The following is a 19,040-nucleotide window of genomic DNA, read 5'->3' as shown; positions in this document are numbered from 1 at the left end:
CCGCCGCGTCATCCGGGAGACCGGACGATCAGAGCGCGGACGTCAGCGCCTGACGCGGACCCAGTCCCTGGCGCTGGAGGAGCCGTCGGCCTCGTCGTTGCCGGCGAAGACGACCTTCCAGTAGCCGGACCTCGTCGCCTTGGTCTTGGTCCAGAACTTGCCGGAGCCGTTGGTCCAGGTGCTCTTCACGTACTTCCAGGAGCCGTGCTTCGTCTTGAACCACACGGTCACCTTCTGGTGGCCGTATCCGGTCCAGTGGCCGTCCCACGCCTGCAGCTTGCCCTTGAAGGAGAGGTACCTGCCGTACCGCACGGGCTCGGGGTAGGCGTCGAACGAGATCACGCGGGTGTCCAGCGAGGCCGGGGGCTGCGGCTGGGGCCGCACGACCTCGACGTGGTCGTCCGCGTACGAGCCGCGCAGGCCGGACCGCCCGGCGTACTCGGCCCGCCACCAGCCGGACGCGTTCGCGGTCACGTCGGCGGCGAACCCGCCGTCACGGCCGGTCCACGCCGAGGTCACCCGCCGCCAGGAGTAGGAGCCGTCGGCCTTGAACAGCAGGTCGACCTTGGCGCCCCGGACCGGGTCCCAGCTCCTCCACGCGCCCGCCTCGACCTTGCCGCGCAGGCGCAGCGTGCCGCCCACGTTCACCGGCTCGGGAGAGGCGTCGAACGAGACGCGGGACGTGCGCGCCCGCTCCCTGACGTCGACGCGGTCGCTGTCGCTGACCGTGCCCTCCGTCTCGGCGGAGCCGGCGTACTCGGCCCGCCACCAGCCGGACCTGTCCACGTTCTGCGCGACCCGGAACCGGCCGTAGCCGTCGGTGGTGACCGTCCTGACCGTGCCGTACGAGCCGCCGACCGGCTTGAAGGCGATGCGGACGGACTGCTTGTCGTAGGCCTTCCAGGCGCCGCCCTCCCTGTACTTCAGGGCGCCGCTCAGCCAGACCCGCCCGCCCCGGTCGACGACGTCGGGAGAGGCGGAGAAGTCCAGGTCGGTGATCCAGTGGACGGAGAACGCCCGGCTGGACTCGGCGGTGGCGCCGTCCTTGGTGGCCGCGGCCACCAGCTTCCAGGCGCCCGGCTCGTCGCTGAACTTGAACGTGTAGCTCGCGGTGTAGGCGGGCCCGCCGCTCACGGTGAGGGGGACGTTCTTGCCGCTGGGGTCCACGAGCCTGGCTGAGCCCGTGCCCTCGCCGGCGGTGAAGCCGAACGTCGCGGTCCTGCCCCCGCCGTCGCTCACGACGACGGGGTCGGGTGACGCCTGGAGCGCGGTGGGCGCCGCGGGTGCCGCGGTCGCGCCGGCCGGCGCGGCGACGAACGCCACGCCGCCGATCGCCAGCGCCGCGGCTACGGCGCTGATGCGTTTCAACATCTCGGGTGAACCATCCTTCCCCGGTGGGTTGAACGCGGCTTTGAGGGTGCCACGTCATTCCTTTACCAGTAGACGGTCAACCCTTGTGGATGGTTGAGTCACCAGCGCGACTCGTTATCGATTGGTGTCGTTCGGGCGGTTCCGACAACAAGACGTCAACATAGTCACCGCTGTTGCGGACGGCGCGGGTGTCCTGGAGCCATAATCGGCCTTGTGCCCCGCGACACTGTTGAGACCCATTTCATCGAGGCTGTGGGCGCCCTGAGCCCCGGAACCTCCATCGACCCCGCCCAGCCCGTACGGCCGGGCACGACGTTGACGGGCAGGCGGTGCAGGGAGCTGTTCGAGGTCCAGCTCGGCAGCCGGCTCCTGGACGTCGCCGCGCGGGTGCTGCGCGAGCGGAACGAGGGCTTCTACACGATCGGCTCCTCGGGGCACGAGGGCAACGCGGCCGTCGCCGCCGCGCTGCGCCCGACCGACCCGGCGCTGCTGCACTACCGTTCGGGCGCGTTCTACCTCGAACGCTCCGCACAGGCGGGCCGGCTGCCCGAGGAGGGGCTGCGCGACGTGCTCCTCGGGCTCAGCGCCTCCACCGAGGAGCCCGTCGCCGGAGGCAGGCACAAGGTCTTCGGCCATCCGGACCTCGCGGTGATCCCCCAGACGTCCACGATCGCCAGCCATCTGCCGCGCGCGGTCGGCGTCGGGTTCGCGATCGACCGCGCCAGGCTCCTCGGCGCGCCGTCGCACTGGCCCGCCGACGCGATCGCGGTGTGCAGCTTCGGCGACGCCACCGTCAACCACGCGTCCGCGCTGAGCGGGCTCAACACCGCCGCCTACGGCGCGTACCGGGGGCTCCAGCTCCCGGTGTTGTTCGTCTGCGAGGACAACGGGCTCGGGATCAGCGTGCGGACCCCGCAGGGCTGGGTCGAGGCGGCCCGGCACCCGCTGCTCGAATACTTCCACGCCGACGGATGCGACCTCGCCGACATCCATGACGTGGCCCGCGCCGCCGCCGACCACGTGCGCGCCACCCGCGCCCCCGCGTTCCTGCACATCCGCACGGTGCGCCTGATGGGGCACGCCGGCTCCGACGTCGAGATCGCGTACCGGACCCGCAAGGAGATCGCCGCGGACCTGGAGCACGACCCGCTCCTCGGCACGGCGCGGCTGCTCGTCGAGGCCGGCCTGGCCGAGCCCGACGAGCTGATCGCGCGCTACGAGGCCGAGCGCGAGCACGTGCTCAAGCTCGCGATGGAGTGCACGCGGCGGCCCCGCCTCACCTCCGCGACCGAGGTGATGGCCCCGCTCGCCCCCGCCCGCCCGCAGAAGGTGGCCGCCGAGGCCGCCAGGTCCGCGGCCCTCGCCGTACGGGAACGGGTCTTCGGCACGCCGCCCGAGGGGGAGGGGCCGATCACGCTCGCCCAGGCGATCAACCGGACGCTCGCCGACGCGATGGCGCTCGATCCCGGCGTCCTGCTGTTCGGCGAGGACGTCGCCAGGAAGGGCGGCGTGTACGGCGTCAGCCGGGGCCTGCTGCGCAAGTTCGGCGCGGAGCGGGTCTTCGACACGCTGCTGGACGAGCAGTCCATCCTCGGGCTGGCCCTCGGTGCGGGCGTGTCGGGCCTGCTCCCGGTGCCCGAGATCCAGTACCTCGCCTACCTGCACAACGCGCTGGACCAGATCCGCGGCGAGGCGTCGTCGCTGCAGTTCTTCTCGCGGGGCGCCTACCGCAACCCGATGGTCGTCCGCGTCCCCGGATACGCCTACCAGAAGGGGTTCGGCGGCCACTTCCACAACGACAACTCGGTCGCGGCGCTGCGCGACATCCCCGGCGTGGTCGTGGCCTCGCCCGCGCGGCCGGACGACGCCGCGTCCATGCTGCGCACCTGCCTCGCCGCAGCCCGCGCCGACGGCCGGGTCTGCGTCTTCCTCGAACCCATCGCCCTCTACCACACGCGCGACCTGTTGGAGGAGGGCGACGACGGCTGGCTCGCGCCGTACGCGCCGCCGGCCCGCTGGGCGGAGACGCACGTCCCGATCGGCCGGGCCCGCTCGTACGGCGACGGCCGCGACCTGACGATCGTCACCTTCGGCAACGGGGTGCGGATGAGCCTGCGTGCGGCGGTCAGGCTCACCGCCGAGGGGATGGGCTGCCGGGTGCTCGACCTGCGCTGGTTGTCCCCGCTCCCGGTGGAGGACCTGCTCCGCGCGGCCGAGCTGACCGGCAAGGTGCTGGTCGCCGACGAGACCCGGCGCAGCGGCGGCGTGTCCGAGAGCGTGATCACCGCGCTGGTCGAGGGCGGCTTCACCGGGCAGATCGCGCGGGTGGCCTCCCAGGACAGTTTCATCCCGCTGGGCGCCGCCGCCGACACGGTGCTGCTGTCGGAGGCCGACATCGAGCAGGCCGCCCGCAAGCTCCTCGCCTGAGTCCGGCTGGCCTCCCGGCCGCGCGGTCAGGCCAGTACGTCCAGGCGCGCGGTCAGGCCAGTACGTCCAGGGAGGCGACCGCCATCCCGTGCAGCAGCGGGGCCATGGCCTCCGGCGGCAACTCGCCCGCGCTGCGCGGCGTCGAGTTGAGCAGCCCGAAGACCGCGTGGGTCGCGGCGCGCAGCCGCGCCGGGGGACAGGCGGGATACAGCTCGCTCAGCACCGTCACCCACTCCTCGACGTACAGCCGCTGGAGGCGTCGGACGCGGCGGCGGTCCGGCTCCGGCATGTTGTCCAGCTCACGCTCGTGCACCCGGATCAGCGCCGGGTTCGCCAGTGCGAAGTCGATGTGCCCGCGCAGCAGCGCGTCCAGCGCGGCCCGCGCGTACGCGCCGGCGGCGGGGGCGTCCGGCGCGGTGACCAGGCGGGCGCCCTGCTCGCGCAGCCGCTCGCTGATGTCGAGCAGGATCTCGCTGAGAAGCGCCTCCTTGCCGCTGAAGTGGCGGTAGATCGCGGGCCCGGAGACGCCGACGGCGGAGCCGATGTCCTCGATGGACACCCCGTGGAACCCGCGTGCCGCGAACAGCTCGGCCGCCGCCCGGAGTATCTCGGCGCGCCGGTTGCGGGTAGGGGTACGAGGAGCCGTCATGCGACGCAATGGTAGACGAGCACGGTTAATGGTGACTAACATCGCGGATGGTGTTAGCGACCATTAACTTGCCGGAGGTGGACGGCATGGAGCCGAACCCGTGGCCGGTGCTGCGCAGCGCCTGTGATCCGGGCGGCGAGCCGTACAAGCGGAACGCGGAGGCGGGCGAGCGGTCGGCCGCCGAGCTGCGGCAGCGGCTGGCCGCCGCCGCGGAGGGCGGGCCGCCGCGTTCCAGGGAGCGGCACGTCGCCCGGGGCAAGCTGCTGCCCAGAGACCGGGTGGACGCGCTGCTCGACCCGGGCGGCAGGTTCCTGGAGCTGTCGCCGCTCGCGGCCGACGGCCTCTACGACGGGCAGGCGCCCGCGGCCGGCATCATCACCGGCATCGGCCGGGTGTCCGGCCGCGAGGTGGTCGTGGTCGCCAACGACGCCACGGTGAAGGGCGGCACGTACTACCCGCTCACCGTCAAGAAGCACCTGCGGGCCCAGGAGGTCGCCCTCGACAACCACCTGCCGTGCGTCTACCTCGTCGACTCGGGCGGCGCGTTCCTGCCCAAACAGGACGAGGTGTTCCCCGACCGCGAGCACTTCGGACGGATCTTCTACAACCAGGCCACCATGTCCGCGCGCGGCATCGCGCAGATCGCGGCCGTCCTCGGCTCCTGCACCGCCGGCGGCGCGTACGTCCCGGCGATGAGCGACGAGGCCGTGATCGTCAGGAACCAGGGCACGATCTTCCTGGGCGGGCCGCCGCTGGTGAAGGCGGCGACCGGCGAGACCGTCACCGCCGAGGAGCTCGGCGGCGGCGAGGTCCACGCCAGGACCAGCGGCGTGACCGACCACCTCGCCGAGGACGACGCCCACGCGCTGCGCATCGTCCGCGACATCGTGGCCACGCTGCCGCCGCGCACGGCGCGGTCCTGGCAGACCGTCCCGTCCGAGCCGCCCGCGTACGACCCGCGCGAGCTGTACGGCATCGTGCCGCAGGACACGCGCACGCCGTACGACGTGCGCGAGGTCGTCGCCCGCGTCGTGGACGGCAGCCGGTTCCTGGAGTTCAAGGCGGAGTACGGCCCGACCCTGGTCACGGGGTTCGCGCGCATCCACGGCCATCCGGTGGGGATCGTCGCCAACAACGGCATCCTCTTCTCGGAGTCGGCGCTGAAGGGCGCGCACTTCATCGAGCTGTGCGACCGCAGGTCGATCCCGCTGGTGTTCCTGCAGAACATCAGCGGGTTCATGGTCGGACGGGCGTACGAGGCGGGCGGCATCGCCAAGCACGGGGCCAAGATGGTCACCGCCGTCGCCTGCGCGCGGGTGCCCAAGTTCACGGTGATCATCGGCGGGTCGTTCGGCGCGGGCAACTACGCCATGGCCGGGCGGGCGTACTCGCCGCGCTTCCTGTGGATGTGGCCGAACGCCCGCATCTCGGTCATGGGCGGCGAGCAGGCCGCGAACGTGCTGACCACGGTGGGGAGCGCGGATCAGGACGCCATCCGCGCCCAGTACGAGCACCAGGGAAACCCCTACTACTCGACCGCGAGGCTGTGGGACGACGGGGTGATCGACCCCGTGGACACCCGAACCGTCCTCGGCCTGGCCCTGTCGGCGGCGGCCGGAGCCCCGCTCGACCCGGTCGGGTACGGCGTCTTCCGGATGTGAGCGGCGTGACCGTGGAGAGGAGGTGACGGCGTGTTCGGCTCCGTGCTGATCGCCAACCGCGGCGAGATCGCGGTCAGGATCATCCGTACGCTGCGGGCGATGGGCGTGCGCCCGATCGCCGTGTACAGCGACGCGGACCGGGACGCCCGGCACGTACGCGAGGCCGACCTGGCCGTCCGGCTTCCGGGCGGCTACCTCGACGTCGAGGGGGTGGTCGCCGCCGCGCTCAGCACGGGCGCGGAGGCCGTCCACCCGGGCTACGGGTTCCTCGCGGAGAGCGGGGCGTTCGCCCGGCGGTGCGCGGAGGCCGGCCTGGTCTTCGTCGGCCCGCCGCCGGAGGCGATCGAGGCGATGGGCGACAAGATCCGGGCCAAGGCCACGGTCGCGGCGGCGGGCGTGCCGGTCGTCCCCGGAGGCGCCGAGCCCGCCGACGACCTCGCCGGGGCCGCCCGCGCCATCGGCTTCCCCGTGCTGATCAAGCCGTCCGCGGGCGGCGGCGGCAAGGGCATGGTCCTGGTGCGGTCGGCGGACGAGCTGCCCGAGGCGATCGCGTCGGCCCGCCGTACGGCGCTCGCCGCGTTCGGGGACGGCACGCTGCTGGTCGAGCGGTTCGTCGCGAACCCCCGGCACATCGAGATCCAGGTCATGGCCGACGCGCACGGGAACGCCGTCCACCTGGGCGAGCGCGAGTGCAGCCTCCAGCGGCGGCATCAGAAGATCGTCGAGGAGGCCCCCTCGCCGCTGCTCGACCCCGCGACGCGGGCCCGGATGGGCGCCGCCGCGGTCGAGGCGGCGCGGGCGGTCGGCTACGTAGGCGCGGGCACGGTGGAGTTCATCGTCCAGGGCGCCGGGTGGGCGGACGCCGGCACGCCCGAGGCGGGGCCGCCGTACCACTTCATGGAGATGAACACCCGGCTCCAGGTCGAGCACCCCGTGACCGAGATGGTGACCGGGCTCGACCTCGTCGAGCTGCAGCTGCGGATCGCCGCGGGCGAGCCGCTGCCGTTCGGCCAGGACGACGTGCGCCTGACCGGCCACGCCGTCGAGGCCCGCGTGTACGCCGAGGACCCGGCGCGGGGCTTCCTGCCCACCGGCGGGCGGGTCCTGGCGCTGCGCGAGCCCCGGGAGGGCCGCGCCGTACGCGTCGACTCGGGGCTGGCCGAGGGCACGACGGTGGGCGGCGACTACGACCCGATGTTGTCGAAGGTCGTGGCCTGGGCGCCCGACCGGGCGGGGGCGCTGCGGGCGCTCGACCGGGCGCTGGCCTCGACAGCGATCCTCGGGGTGACGACCAACATCGGGTTCCTGCGCGGGCTGGTCGCGCGGCCCGAGGTCGCCGCCGGGCACCTGGACACCGGGCTGGTCGAGCGCCTGCTCCGGGAGGAGGGGCCGGAGGGCGGCCTGAGCGGGGAGCCGCTGCCGCTGGACGCGCTCGTGGCCGCCGCGCTGCTCTTCCACTCCCGGACGGAACGCGGTGCCGAGCGCGGCGATCCCTGGGACGTGGCGGACGGCTGGCGGATCGGCGAGCACGCGTGGACCGGCTACCGGCTGGAGTCCCAGGGCGACGCCGTGGACGTCCGGGTGCGCGGCCTGGCCGGCGCCGCGGAAGTGGATGTTAACGGCCATTCACTTTCGGCGTCGCTGAGCCGGCGCGGCTCGGACGAGATCGCGGTCACCCTCGACCACACGACGCTGCGGCACGTCGTCGCCTGGGACGAGGCGCGCGGCGTCCTGTGGCTCGGGCGCGACGGCCTGGTCTGGCCGGTCGTCCGGCACGAGCTGGGCGACCCGGGCGACCGCGTCCGGGGCGGCGGGGCGGCCGACGGCGTGGTCCGCAGCCCGATGCCCGGCACCGTCCTCGTGGTCAAGGCCGAGGTCGGCGACCGGGTGAGCGCGGGCCAACCGCTCGTCGTGGTCGAGGCGATGAAGATGGAGCACTCGGTGCCGGCCCCGGTGGACGGCGTCGTCACCGAGCTGGCGGTCCGGATCGGCCAGTCCGTCGAGCTCGACGGCGTCCTGGCCCGGGTGGAGCCCGACGGGAGCACACCATGACGACAGGAACCCCCAGATACGGGACGTACCGGCTGGACGGGCTGCCCGCCCGGGTCACCATCCACGAGGTGGGCCCGAGGGACGGCCTGCAGAACGAGGCCGCGATCGTCCCGGTCGAGGTCAAGGCGGAGTTCGTGGCCCGGCTGGGCCGGGTGGGGCTGACCCGGATCGAGACCACCAGCTTCGTCCACCCCAAGTGGGTGCCCCAGCTCGCCGACGCCGCGGAGCTGCTCGACCTGCTCGACCCCGCGCCCGGCGTCCGCTACCCCGTGCTCGTGCCCAACGAGCGCGGGCTGGACCGGGCGCTGGAACGCGGCGTGACCGAGATCGCGATCTTCGGCAGCGCCACGGAGACGTTCGCCCGGCGCAACCTCAACCAGGGGCTGGAGTCGCAGTTCGACATGTTCGCCCCCGTGGTCGAGCGCGCCCTCGCGCACGGCGTCCGCGTCCGGGCGTACCTGTCCATGTGCTTCGGCGACCCGTGGGAGGGCGCGGTCCCGGTCGAGCAGGTCGTGCGGGCCGGCGTCCGGCTCCTCGGCCTCGGCTGCTTCGAGCTGTCCCTCGGCGACACGATCGGGGTCGCCAGCCCGGGCCACGTCGCGGCGCTGCTCGACGGTTTCGCGGCGGCGGGCGTCGGGCCGGAGCGGCTCGCCGTCCACTTCCACGACACGTACGGCCAGGCGCTGGCGAACACGCTCGCCGCGCTCACCAAGGGCGTCACCGTGGTGGACGCCTCCGCGGGCGGCCTCGGCGGCTGCCCGTACGCCGAGAGCGCCACGGGGAACCTCGCCACCGAGGACCTGGTCTGGATGCTGGACGGCCTCGGCGTGGAGACGGGCGTGGACCTCACGTCCCTGGTGGAGACCAGCGTGTGGATGGCGGAGCGGCTCGGGCGTCCCAGCGAGTCCCGCGTGGTGCGGGCCCTGACGCCGGGCGAGAGCGATCGGCAGAGGCGAGAAGGAGCGCGAGATGCTCGACGTTGAGCACGATGAGTACGCGGAGTTGCGAGAGTCGGTGGCCCGGTTCGCCCGCGAGGTGGTCGCCCCCGTGATCGGGGACTACTACGAGCGGTGCGAGTTCCCGTACGACATCGTCGCCAAGATGGGCGCGATGGGGCTGTTCGGGCTGCCGATCCCGGAGGAGTACGGCGGCATGGGCGGCGACTACTTCGCCCTGTGCCTCGCGCTGGAGGAGCTGGCCCGGGTGGACTCCTCGGTCGCCATCACGCTGGAGGCCGCGGTGTCGCTGGGCGCGATGCCGATCCTGCGGTTCGGCACGGCCGAGCAGAAGGCCCGGTGGCTGCCGCGGCTGGCGACGGGCGAGATGCTCGGCGCGTTCGGGCTGACCGAGCCCGGCGGCGGCACCGACGTGCCGGGCGGGATGCGCACGACGGCGACGCTGGACGGCGGCGAGTGGGTGATCAACGGGTCCAAGGCGTTCATCACGAACTCGGGGACCGACATCACCGGCGTGGTCGGCGTCGCCGCGATCACCGGCCATCGCGAGCGCGGCGGCCGCACGGTGCCGGAGATCAGCACGATCCTCGTGCCGGCCGGGACGCCCGGATTCACGGTGTCGAAGAAGTACTCCAAGGTCGGCTGGTCGGCCAGCGACACCCGTGAACTGTCCTTCTCCGACTGCCGGGTCCCCGAGGAGAACCTCCTCGGAGAGCGTGGCCGGGGGTACGCCCAGTTCCTCCAGACGCTCGACGAGGGCCGGGTGGCGATCGCGGCCCTGTCGGTCGGGCTCGCCCAGGGCTGCGTGGACGAGTCGCTGCGGTACGCGGGGGAGCGGGTGGCGTTCGGCCGGGAGATCAACCGCTACCAGGCCATCCAGTTCAAGATCGCCGACATGGAGGTGCGGACGCACACCGCGCGGCTCGCCTACCACCACGCGGCCGAGCGGATGCTGGCGGGCCTGCCGTTCAAGAAGGAGGCGGCGATCGCCAAGCTGGTCGCCTCGAACGCGGCGATGGACAACGCGCGCGACGCCACCCAGATCTTCGGCGGGTACGGCTTCATGAACGAGTATCCGGTGGGCCGCTTCTACCGGGACGCCAAGATCCTGGAGATCGGCGAGGGCACCAGCGAGGTCCAGCGGATGCTGATCGCCCGAGAGATGGGCGTCCCCGGCGCCTGACGCGGCCCGGACACCGGCCGGGGCCTGGGTCTCCAGGTACTTAATAAATCCTTAGAAAAGGGGCCGGGGTGACGTATTTGGCCTGGTGGTACTGGTTGGGTGGGAGACCCGACCCGACCCGAGAAAGGCAGCACCGTGGACAGAAACGTCACCCGCCGCCACGCCCTGAGCGCGGCCGCCCTGGCGGGAGTGGGCGCGGCCGTCACGGCGTGCTCGTCCGGCGCCGAAACGACCACCGCGACCGCGACCCCGGCCGGAGGGGAGGCCGCGGGCGCGGGTGCGGGTGAGGCGAACCCGGCCCCGGCCCCGGCCGGGGCGCTGGCCAAGAAGTCCGACATTCCGGTCGGCGGCGGCGTGGTCCTCAAGGCCGAGAAGGTCGTGGTCGTCCAGCCGGAGGCCGGCACCTTCAAGGCGTACAGCACCGTCTGCCCGCACCAGGGGTGCCCGGTGCAGCGGGTCAAGGGCGGGCTCATCGTGTGCCCCTGCCACAACTCGACCTTCGCCATCGCCGACGGCTCCCCGAAGAGCGGCCCCGCCAAGAAGGGCCTCGCCGAGGTCGCGATCTCCGCCGACGGCGACACCGTCACCCTGGCCTGAGGAGCCCCGTCCCGAGGCTCGGCCGTTCCGCCCAGGGGAACGGCCGGCGGGCTCGAAGCACGGGGTGACACGGCACAGTCGGGGATTCGATTGGGTGATGGACGTATTCGCCCCGGTAAATCTAGAGTCCTACCCATGACGACTGGTGATCTCCGGCTCCGGAGGGCGGACAAGAGCGACGCGGACGAGATCTTCGCGCTCGCCCGCGAGTTCGCGCTGTCGTTCCGCCCGGAACGCGCCGCCTTCGACGCCGCGCTGCCGCAGCTTCTCCAGAACGAGGACGCGCTGCTCCTGGTCGCCACCGTGGACGGCACCGTACGCGGCTACCTCCTCGGCTTCACACATCTCACGCTCTTCGCCAACGGCCGGGTCGCCTGGGTCGAGGAGGCGATCATCGAGCGGAACTTCCGCCGTCACGGCATCGGGCGCAGGCTTCTGGAGGAGTTCGAGAGCTGGGCGCGCTCACGCGACGCCGGATACATGGCGCTGGCCACCCGCCGCGCCGCCGGGTTCTTCGGCGCGCTCGGCTTCGACGTCTCGGCCACGTACTACCGCAAGATGCTCACGCCGCCCACGCGACCCTGACACGCGTCGCGACCGAGTGTCCCCATCCCGCGGGGCGGGCCTCACCGTGGCACTTCGGCTGCCGGACGAGCCTCGTCATACGGGTTTCCGGCTGTCATGTCAGGTCGCTTCGGCGGGTTCCGCCTCCCTCTCGTCCATCAACCGGCGGCGGGCCGGTCCGGGAGATCACCAGGTGCGGCTTTTTGACACCTTCAACAGCTAACCGCTATCTATTGGCTAACCGTTAGGGGGTGGAGTGCAGGACGCAGTGCTGGCGATGCTCGCCAAAGAACCGTCGCACGGGTACGACCTGCGCACTCGGCTGCGGCAGAGTCTCGGCCCGCTGGGCGAGTCGATGAATCCCGGTCAGATCTATGTGACCTTGGCCCGGCTCGAGAAGGCGGGCCTCGTCGTCTGTGAGCGGGCGGACGGGCTTCCCGAGCGGCCGGAGCGCAAGGTCTACGCGCTGACGCCGGCCGGGCAGCAGCGGGTGGCCGCCTGGCTGACCGAAGTGGGCTGGCCGAAGCCGGACCTGGCGGAGTTCCATCTCAAGCTCGTCGCGGCCGCGGCGGCCCGGCTCGCCGATCCGATGCAGCTCGTGGCGGCGCAACGCCGTGAGCTGCTGCGCCGTCTGCGTGAGGCGCAGCACGCGGCGCTGGCCGAGCCGGCGGGATCGGCCGCCGCCCTGCTGCTGGAAGGGGTCGTGCTGCGGCTGCAGGCGGACCTGCGCTGGCTGGACGCCTGCGAGCGGGCCTGGTCCAAGGTCGACGACGAATCCGAGGGTGCATGAACGTGTCGAGTGCCGTGGTTCGGGCCCACGGCCTGGTGAAGCAGCATGGCCGGGGGCAGGGCCGGGTCCGGGCGGTCGACGACGTCGACCTGGAGGTGCCCGAGGGTCAGATGCTGGCGGTGATGGGGCCCAGCGGTTGCGGGAAATCCACCCTGCTGCACCTGCTGGGCGGCCTGGAGCGGCCCAGCGACGGAGAGGTGTGGCTGGCCGGTCAGCGCATCGACACCCTCGGCGAGCGGGCTCTGGCACGGCTGCGGCGCCGGTCGGTGGGCTTCGTCTTCCAGGCCTTCCATCTGGTGGAGGAGTTGTCGGCGGCCGAGAACGTGGAGCTGCCCGCACTGCTGGCCGGACGCTCGCCGCGCGAGGCCAGGCGGCGCGCGCACTCCCTGCTGGAGCGGGTCGGACTCGACGCCCGCGCCCGGCATCTGCCGTCGCAGCTGTCCGGCGGGCAGCGTCAGCGGGTCGCGATCGCCCGCGCGCTGGTCAACGACCCGCTGGTCGTCATGGCCGACGAGCCGACCGGCAACCTCGACACCGCGGCGACACTGGACGCGCTGAGGATCTTCGAGGACCTGCGTGCCGCGGGGCAGACCCTCGTGATCGTCACGCATGACGAGCGGGTCGCGGCCACCGCGGACCGGCTGGTCTCGATGCGCGACGGGATGTTCGTCGACGACACCCGGCTGGCCGGCACCGGAACGGGATGGCTCGGCGGCCTGATCGGGCCGGAGGACTGAACGCCATGGGTCCCATCGTGCTCACCGTCCGCCTCGTGCTGGCCGACGTGCGCCGGCACAAGGCCCAGGCCGCGATGCTCCTGCTCGCGGTGACCGTGGCCACCGCCACGATGGCCCTGGGCCTGTCCCTGCGCGGCGTGAGCGACGCGCTGTACGAGCAGACCCGCGCGGCCACCGCGGGGCCGGACGTGGTGGCACTCTCCGGCGACTCAGGCCCCGCCGTGACCTCGGCTCTGGCCTCGCTGGCGGACGCTCCCGAAGTGATCGCCCACCATGGCCCCTATCGCATCGTCTACGCCGAGCTCACCACGCGCGATTCCATCTCGTCACCAGTGGTGGTGCAGGGCTTCGCCGAGACGCCCGGCGCGGTCAACCGGCCGCTGGTGACCTCGGGCCGTTGGGTACGCTCCGGCGGCACGGTCCTCGAACGCGGCTTCGCCACCGCGCTGGGCGTCGGCGTCGGCGACCGCGTCACCGTCGCCGGCCGGTCGTACCCCGTCGTCGGGATCGCCGTCACCGCGGCCACCTCCATCTACCCCTGGGCGGCGCAGATCGGCCCGGGTGGTGGTCCCAGCGACTACAGCGGCCTGGCCTGGATGACCCGATCGGATGCCCGGACCCTGGCGTCGTCCCACGATCTCCCGGTGACCTCGGCCCTGGACCTCAAGCTGCGCGACCCCGCCGCGACCGAGGCCTTCCTCGACGCCCACCGTGCCTCCACCGTGACCAACTTCCGCTCCTGGCGGTTCACGGCCGAGCAGGACATGGTCATCCTCAGGGACAGCCAGCCCATCCTGGTCGTCGGTAGCTGGCTGCTCGGCTTCCTGGCCGTCACCGGAGTGGCGGCGCTGGCCGCGGGGCGCGCCGTCGAGCAGACGCGACGGGCCGGCCTGCTCAAGGCCGTCGGCGCCACCCCGGGGCTGATCGCCACCGTCCTGCTCACCGAGTACCTGGCGCTGGCACTGGCCGGCGACGCGCTGGGGCTGGTGATCGCCCGCCTGACCGTGCCCATCATCGCCAGTCCCACCGCCAGCCGGATCGGCGACGCGGCCGGGCCCGGCGGTGCCACCGTCGCAGCGGCGACCGTCCTCGCCGTGGCGGTGGGGGTGCTGTCCACGCTGCGTCCCACGTTGCGGGCCATGCGCACGGCGACCGTCACGGCGCTGACCGCCACCGCGCACCAGCCCCGTCACCGACCCTGGCTCACCGCGCTGTCCGCGCTGCTGCCCACGCCGCTGCTGCTCGGGCTGCGGCTGACCGCCCGCCGGCCGGGCCGCGCCGTGCTGCAGGCGTGCTCCACCGCCACCACGGTGATCGCGATCGTCGCCCTGCTGACCCTCTACGCCCAGCCGGAGCGAGGCTACGGCCTCGGTGGCTCCTCCGCCCTGCCCAACCTGCGAGACGTTCACGACCGCCGACTGCTGCTCGCGATCACCGTCCTGCTGATCGCGCTCGCCGTCGTGAACACCATCACGCTCACCTGGACCACGGCGATGGAGGCCCGGGCGAACATGGCCATCGCACGTGCACTCGGCGCCACCCCAGGGCAGATCTCCGCGGGGCTGTCCGTCGCCCAACTCCTGCCCGGCCTGCCCGGTGCCGTCATCGGCGTCCCTCTGGGCGTCGGCCTGCTCTCGCTCTTCTCCGCCGGGAATCCGGCGGAACCCCCCTCCTCCTGGCTGATCGGCGCCGTACTCGCGACCCTCCTGGCGACGGCGGCACTCACCGCCCTGCCCGCACGCCTGGCGGCCCGCCTGCCCGTCGCACAGACCCTCAACGCCGAAACAGCGTGATCGGCCCGCTCGGCAGGCGTCGCAGGAGCGGTGCTCGGCAGACCGAGGCCGCATAACGACCCCACGACACTCGCCGTATCGAGTTGACTACGCCAGTGAAGGCAGGACCCGCGGAGACCTCGTCCGCCTCACCCGCGTTCGCCGACGGGCACCCGGCCCACCGGCGTCCTAACGATTCGATCGACCGGAAGGAAGCACGACGTGGCATCTGACGCTGCCGGCATTCGGCGATTATTGGTGGACACGGGGGAGCCCCGCGGATGGGTGTCCCCCAGGACAGACCTGGTCACGGCGCTGCTCGGAATCTGGTTCGGGGTCGGACTGATGATCGACGCCTGGGCGCACAGCAATCTGGCGCAGTTGGAGACGTTCTTCACTCCATGGCATGCGGTGTTCTATTCCGGCTTCGTCGTGGTCTCCGGCTGGATCATCTGGCAGGTGTGGCGCAACGCCCGCGGCGGACGGCAGGGGCTCGCGGCCGTCCCCACCGGCTATCTCGCCGGGTTGGCAGCGATTCCCGCGTTCGCCGCCTTCGGATTCGCCGACATGGTGTGGCACACCGTCCTCGGCATCGAGACGACCATCGACATCTTGTTCAGCCCGTCACACCTCGGCCTCATCGTGACGATGATGCTCATGATCACGACACCGCTGCGCTCGGCGTGGAACGCCCCCGATGTCGGCGCCCGGCCCTCGCTCGGCCGCCTGCTGCCCGCGCTGATCGGGCTCGCGTTCGCCACCACGCTGGTGTCGCTGTTCCTGTCGTACGGCGACGCCTTGCAGTACCGGCCCCAGGCAGTCGTCCAGGCGTTCTCCATGGCGCAGGATCGAGGCGCCGGCCCCAGACCTGTCGGCCCTGGCGCCGATCGGGTGGCCGTCGCGATGGTCGTCACCAACGTCGTCATGCTCAGCCCGGTGCTGCTCCTGGTGCGCCGCTGGCTGTTGCCGTTCGGCTCGGTGACCGTCATGTACACGATCATGGCGCTCATGCCGGGCGCCCAGACGGCGTTCCGCAACGTGCCGATCCTGTTGTCGTTCGTGGCCGCCGGGTTCGTGAGCGACCTGCTGATCCGCCGGCTGCGGCCGTCGGGTGAGCGCCGCGCCGCCTACTGGACCTTCGCCGGGCTGTCGGCCTTCGTCACCTGGTCGCTGTACATCGGGGTCGCCTCGGCCACCGGGGGCGGCCTGCCCTCCGTGCCCGAACTGTGGACCGGCGCGCCGGTCGTCGCCGGCCTGATCGGGCTGGCGCTCGGGGCGCTGTTCCTGCCCGACGCGGTCACCGCCCGGCCGGTTCCGCCCGGCGCGGCCGCCGCCGGCCGGGCATGATCCGAGTCCTGTGTCTCGCCGCCGCCCTCGTGCTGGCGCTGGCCGCCCCCGCCGCGGCGCACACCGTCACGGCGGGAGCGGACCTGCGCATCGCCCAGACGATCGCCGGCGCCGAGGTGACCGTGGTGGTCAAAGGAACAACCCGGGTGCCGGGGCCGCTGCGGATCGGCGTCATCGCGTACCAGCCGGTGTCCGGGCCGCCCATCGGCCTCGAGGTCCGCTCGGTCGAGGACGGCCGCACGGTGACCGGCACCGCCCGGGCGGCGGCGAACCCGCAGTACACGCAGCTCCGGGTGGAGCGGACCGGGCCGCACGAGCTGAAACTGAGCGCCGGGAACGAGACCGCCGTCATCCCGTTCCGCGTCCTCGTCGAACGCGACTCGGCAGGCGAATTCCTCATCTACGGCGGCCTGTTCGTGGCCGCGGTGCTCCTGGTGGGCGGCCTGCTGACCGGGGCGACAGCCCGGCCGGGACGGGCGATGGCGCTGGCCGCGGGCGCCGCGGCCGGGGTGACGGTCGCCGCCATGGTCATCGTGTTCGATTCGCAGGTGCCGGCACCCCCACCGGACGGCGCCGCCCCCGCCCCCACGACATCGACCGCGGAGGGGCGGCCGTACGTACAGGCCCGCATGGAGACGGTCCCGGCACAGCCGGAGGCGGGGGAGGAGTTCACGCTGCGGGTGGATCTCGCCGACGGCTCGACCGGGCGGCCGGTCGACGACCTCACCGCGCACCATGAGGCGCTCGCCCATGTGGTCGTCACCAGCGAGGACGGGCGGTATTTCCGGCACGTGCACCCCCTGCGCACGGCGCCCGGGCACCTGGAGGTCAGACTGAGCGCCGGCCGCCCGGGCCGGTACCTGGCGCACGCCGAGCTCGAACGGGAGAACTCGGGCGGGCAACTCGTCGCCGCGGATTTCACCGTCGGAGGGACGGCCAGAGCATCGGCAGAGGCCGGCACGGGCACGGAGTCCGGGAGAACCGGCGCACCCGCCAAGCAGGCCGGTACGACCGTCACGCCGCGGCTCCACCCCGCCGTCCCCGTCGCGGGCCGCCCCACGACGATCGAACTGGACACCCCCGGCGGCGTCCGGGCCTGGCTCGGCATGACCGGCCACCTGCTCATACGCAGTCAGGACGGCGGCTTCTTCGGCCACGTGCACGAGATGGGCGCCCCGGGATCTCGGGTGCGCTTCACCTTCGGCTTCCCCGAACCGGGCCGGTACCTCGCCTGGGTCCAGTACGCCACCGCCGACCGCATCGTGACCGTACCTTTCACCGTGAACGTGACCGCGCCGGAGGCCAGGTGATCAAGAGGTGGTACGCGCTGGCCGCGGCCGCGCTCGTGACCGCGGCGGTGGCGCTGTACGTCGTGGGCCGGAGCACGGCCGCCGAACCGGTCAACCTGACCACCACGGGCAGCCGCTACACCGCCACCGTCTTCATCGCGGACCCGGCTCCCGGCCGGGTCACCGTGGAGATCAAGGTGAGCAGGGGCGACGCCGACACCGTGGCCCTGTCGGCGGTCATGGCCGCGATGGGACACTCCACCCCCGAGATCTCGGCCGCCATGCGTGAGCCCGGCCGCTTCGTGGCCGTGGGCGAACTGTTCCCGATGAGCGGCGTCTGGGAACTGTCGATCCGCCTCGACGGCCCCGCGGGCGAGGAGCAACTCGCCGTCAAAACGCTGATCACGGAATAGACGGCGGCGGGACGGTCGATACGAAGCGATCGCACGATCACGGACTGCTCCAGGCCCAGCCCGGCCCGAAGGAGATCCGGGGCGTCCCGCCGCGGGAGGTCGTCAGGACGTGAGCTGGGCGTCCAGGCGGTAGCCGTCCACGGTCACGTAGACCGAGTCGCCCGGCCGCGCGTTCAGCCGCATCAGCACGGGCTGGAGCGAGTCGAAGACGGGCTGCTGGTCGCGCCAGACGAGCACGACCGCGTTGTCGCCCGGGCCGGTGACCGACAGCAGCGTGCCGGGCCGCATCCCGAGCTGGGCGGCGTACCCCTCGGGAACCGCGACCGGCTCGCCCCGCAGGTGCCCGCTGGTCACGTCGATGCGCTGCCAGCGGCGCGGGTCGGACGACGGGCTGGTGGGCGTGGTGCGCGGGCTGGGCACGAGGTGCGGGCGCGGCGCGGCGGCGCCGGTGAGCGCGTTGAGCGCGGCCAGGGCGGTCGCCGGGTCGGGCCCGTTGCCCGCCTGCGACGGCACGGGGATGCCGCCCCGCTGGGGGTGCCCGTTGGCCCCCGGCGTACGGCGCGGGAGCGGCTTGGGCTCGCCCTGCTGGGCGGCGGGCCGCGGCTCGGGACGCGGCTGCTCGCTGGGCAGCGCGTCCAGCCACGCCTTCGCCGAGTGCGGGCGGATGCCGAGCTGGCCGAGCAGCTCGACGACGTCGGTGTCGGCGGGTTTGGCGGCGAGGAGCTGCCGGGTCTTGTCGCGCAGACCGCCGAGGTCGCCGACGACGAGCCAGCCGTCCTGGAGACGGCGGTCGGGCATGAGCGTGACCAGCACCCGCCACAGCGGCGTCCCCAGGGACGGGACCTCCACGGGGTGGGACGGGTCGGCGGCGATGAGCTGCTCCTGCGTCGCGGCGGTGCCGAGCCACTCGGTGAGGCCGAACAGGTGGCCGGTCAGCGCGGCCGAGTCAGGGGAGCGCAGCCACATCAGGACACGTTCCTCCACGGCCCGCTGGGCCTGGGACAGGATCTCGCGGTCCACGTTGAGGCGGTGGGCGAGCGCCCGGAGGCTGACCGGCTCGGCGGCGAACAGCCGCTCCGCGGCGACGGCCCTGGACAGCGCGTCCCAGTCCCGGAAGAGATGCTCCACCAGGCCGACCATGGGATAGTCGCTCGGCACCGGCGCGGGCGGCGCGGGTGGTGCGGCCGGCCGGGCCGGAGCGGCGGGCGCGGCAGGCGTGCCCTGGGCGGCGG

Annotated in this window: 15 protein-coding genes and 1 pseudogene; 13 read left to right on the top strand and 3 right to left on the bottom strand. The window is 73.0% G+C overall.

Features of this window, described 5'->3' with window-relative positions; translation table 11 throughout:
- Positions 1-42: 42 nt before the first annotated feature.
- On the bottom strand, positions 43-1,371 hold the full coding sequence (locus tag AWQ70_RS14280) for a hypothetical protein (protein ID WP_067175587.1): 1,329 nt from the start codon (positions 1,369-1,371) through the stop codon (positions 43-45).
- Positions 1,372-1,623: 252 nt separating this feature from the next.
- On the opposite strand from AWQ70_RS14280, the gene AWQ70_RS14275 reads away from it, so the two are divergent.
- Entirely contained in the window at positions 1,624-3,798 is a 2,175-nt protein-coding gene (locus tag AWQ70_RS14275) for a thiamine pyrophosphate-dependent enzyme (RefSeq protein ID WP_245646952.1), read from the top strand.
- 52 nt (positions 3,799-3,850) lie between these two features.
- On the opposite strand, the gene AWQ70_RS14270 is transcribed toward AWQ70_RS14275, so the two are convergent.
- Positions 3,851-4,447 (bottom strand): SACE_7040 family transcriptional regulator, encoded by a 597-nt coding sequence (locus AWQ70_RS14270; protein ID WP_067175914.1) that lies wholly within the window; start codon positions 4,445-4,447, stop codon positions 3,851-3,853.
- Between the two features lie 86 nt (positions 4,448-4,533).
- Here AWQ70_RS14270 and AWQ70_RS14265 point away from each other — a divergent pair, with 86 nt between their 5' ends.
- The 12 genes from AWQ70_RS14265 to AWQ70_RS14210 all read left to right on the top strand — a co-directional run bounded on the left by AWQ70_RS14265 (position 4,534) and on the right by AWQ70_RS14210 (position 17,808).
- Positions 4,534-6,108: a carboxyl transferase domain-containing protein gene (locus AWQ70_RS14265; RefSeq protein ID WP_067175911.1), complete on the top strand. Its 1,575-nt coding sequence runs from the start codon at positions 4,534-4,536 to the stop codon at positions 6,106-6,108.
- 30 nt (positions 6,109-6,138) lie between these two features.
- Positions 6,139-8,160 (top strand): acetyl/propionyl/methylcrotonyl-CoA carboxylase subunit alpha, encoded by a 2,022-nt coding sequence (locus AWQ70_RS14260; RefSeq protein WP_067175582.1) that lies wholly within the window; start codon positions 6,139-6,141, stop codon positions 8,158-8,160.
- Positions 8,157-9,143: a hydroxymethylglutaryl-CoA lyase gene (locus AWQ70_RS14255; protein ID WP_067175579.1), complete on the top strand. Its 987-nt coding sequence runs from the start codon at positions 8,157-8,159 to the stop codon at positions 9,141-9,143. Before AWQ70_RS14260 ends, AWQ70_RS14255 begins: the two co-directional genes overlap by 4 nt.
- Positions 9,130-10,299: an acyl-CoA dehydrogenase family protein gene (locus tag AWQ70_RS14250; RefSeq protein WP_067175576.1), complete on the top strand. Its 1,170-nt coding sequence runs from the start codon at positions 9,130-9,132 to the stop codon at positions 10,297-10,299. The genes AWQ70_RS14255 and AWQ70_RS14250 overlap by 14 nt, the downstream gene beginning before the upstream one ends.
- A 135-nt stretch (positions 10,300-10,434) precedes the next feature.
- Positions 10,435-10,896: a Rieske (2Fe-2S) protein gene (locus tag AWQ70_RS14245; protein WP_067175573.1), complete on the top strand. Its 462-nt coding sequence runs from the start codon at positions 10,435-10,437 to the stop codon at positions 10,894-10,896.
- A 135-nt stretch (positions 10,897-11,031) separates the two neighbouring features.
- A complete protein-coding gene (locus tag AWQ70_RS14240; RefSeq protein ID WP_067175570.1) occupies positions 11,032-11,481 on the top strand; it encodes a GNAT family N-acetyltransferase in 450 nt (149 codons plus the stop codon).
- Between the two features lie 235 nt (positions 11,482-11,716).
- A complete protein-coding gene (locus AWQ70_RS14235) occupies positions 11,717-12,250 on the top strand; it encodes a PadR family transcriptional regulator (protein WP_067175567.1) in 534 nt (177 codons plus the stop codon).
- Positions 12,247-12,987, top strand: coding sequence for an ABC transporter ATP-binding protein (locus AWQ70_RS14230; RefSeq protein WP_157530065.1), 741 nt, complete (start codon positions 12,247-12,249; stop codon positions 12,985-12,987). Before AWQ70_RS14235 ends, AWQ70_RS14230 begins: the two co-directional genes overlap by 4 nt.
- 5 nt (positions 12,988-12,992) lie before the next feature.
- Positions 12,993-14,780, top strand: coding sequence for an FtsX-like permease family protein (locus tag AWQ70_RS14225; RefSeq protein ID WP_067175561.1), 1,788 nt, complete (start codon positions 12,993-12,995; stop codon positions 14,778-14,780).
- A gap of 264 nt (positions 14,781-15,044) precedes the next feature.
- Positions 15,045-16,106 (top strand): hypothetical protein, encoded by a 1,062-nt coding sequence (locus AWQ70_RS14220; RefSeq protein WP_245646951.1) that lies wholly within the window; start codon positions 15,045-15,047, stop codon positions 16,104-16,106.
- The gene (locus AWQ70_RS14215) at positions 16,103-17,416 is read left to right on the top strand and encodes a DUF8832 domain-containing protein (protein WP_157530064.1); all 1,314 of its coding nucleotides are present in this window, start codon (positions 16,103-16,105) and stop codon (positions 17,414-17,416) included. The genes AWQ70_RS14220 and AWQ70_RS14215 overlap by 4 nt, the downstream gene beginning before the upstream one ends.
- Complete coding sequence (locus AWQ70_RS14210) at positions 17,413-17,808, top strand: hypothetical protein (protein ID WP_067175553.1); 396 nt, start codon at positions 17,413-17,415, stop codon at positions 17,806-17,808. The genes AWQ70_RS14215 and AWQ70_RS14210 overlap by 4 nt, the downstream gene beginning before the upstream one ends.
- Before the next feature lie 102 nt (positions 17,809-17,910).
- Here AWQ70_RS14210 and AWQ70_RS39855 read toward each other — a convergent pair.
- Positions 17,911-19,040: pseudogene (locus tag AWQ70_RS39855) on the bottom strand (hypothetical protein); the annotation flags it as partial.

The organism is Microtetraspora niveoalba (genome assembly GCF_001570405.1).
Lineage (GTDB): Bacteria > Actinomycetota > Actinomycetes > Streptosporangiales > Streptosporangiaceae > Microtetraspora > Microtetraspora niveoalba.
This window is presented reverse-complemented; position numbering and strand designations above follow the sequence as displayed.

Coding starts and splice junctions, on each gene's coding strand:
- AWQ70_RS14255 (WP_067175579.1), top strand. CDS start 8,157: ATGACGACAGGAACCCCCAGATACGGGACGTACCGGCTGGACGGGCTG.
- AWQ70_RS14270 (WP_067175914.1), bottom strand. CDS start 4,447: ATGACGGCTCCTCGTACCCCTACCCGCAACCGGCGCGCCGAGATACTC.
- AWQ70_RS14280 (WP_067175587.1), bottom strand. CDS start 1,371: ATGTTGAAACGCATCAGCGCCGTAGCCGCGGCGCTGGCGATCGGCGGC.
- AWQ70_RS14215 (WP_157530064.1), top strand. CDS start 16,103: ATGATCCGAGTCCTGTGTCTCGCCGCCGCCCTCGTGCTGGCGCTGGCC.
- AWQ70_RS14230 (WP_157530065.1), top strand. CDS start 12,247: ATGAACGTGTCGAGTGCCGTGGTTCGGGCCCACGGCCTGGTGAAGCAG.
- AWQ70_RS14250 (WP_067175576.1), top strand. CDS start 9,130: ATGCTCGACGTTGAGCACGATGAGTACGCGGAGTTGCGAGAGTCGGTG.
- AWQ70_RS14265 (WP_067175911.1), top strand. CDS start 4,534: ATGGAGCCGAACCCGTGGCCGGTGCTGCGCAGCGCCTGTGATCCGGGC.
- AWQ70_RS14240 (WP_067175570.1), top strand. CDS start 11,032: ATGACGACTGGTGATCTCCGGCTCCGGAGGGCGGACAAGAGCGACGCG.
- AWQ70_RS14225 (WP_067175561.1), top strand. CDS start 12,993: ATGGGTCCCATCGTGCTCACCGTCCGCCTCGTGCTGGCCGACGTGCGC.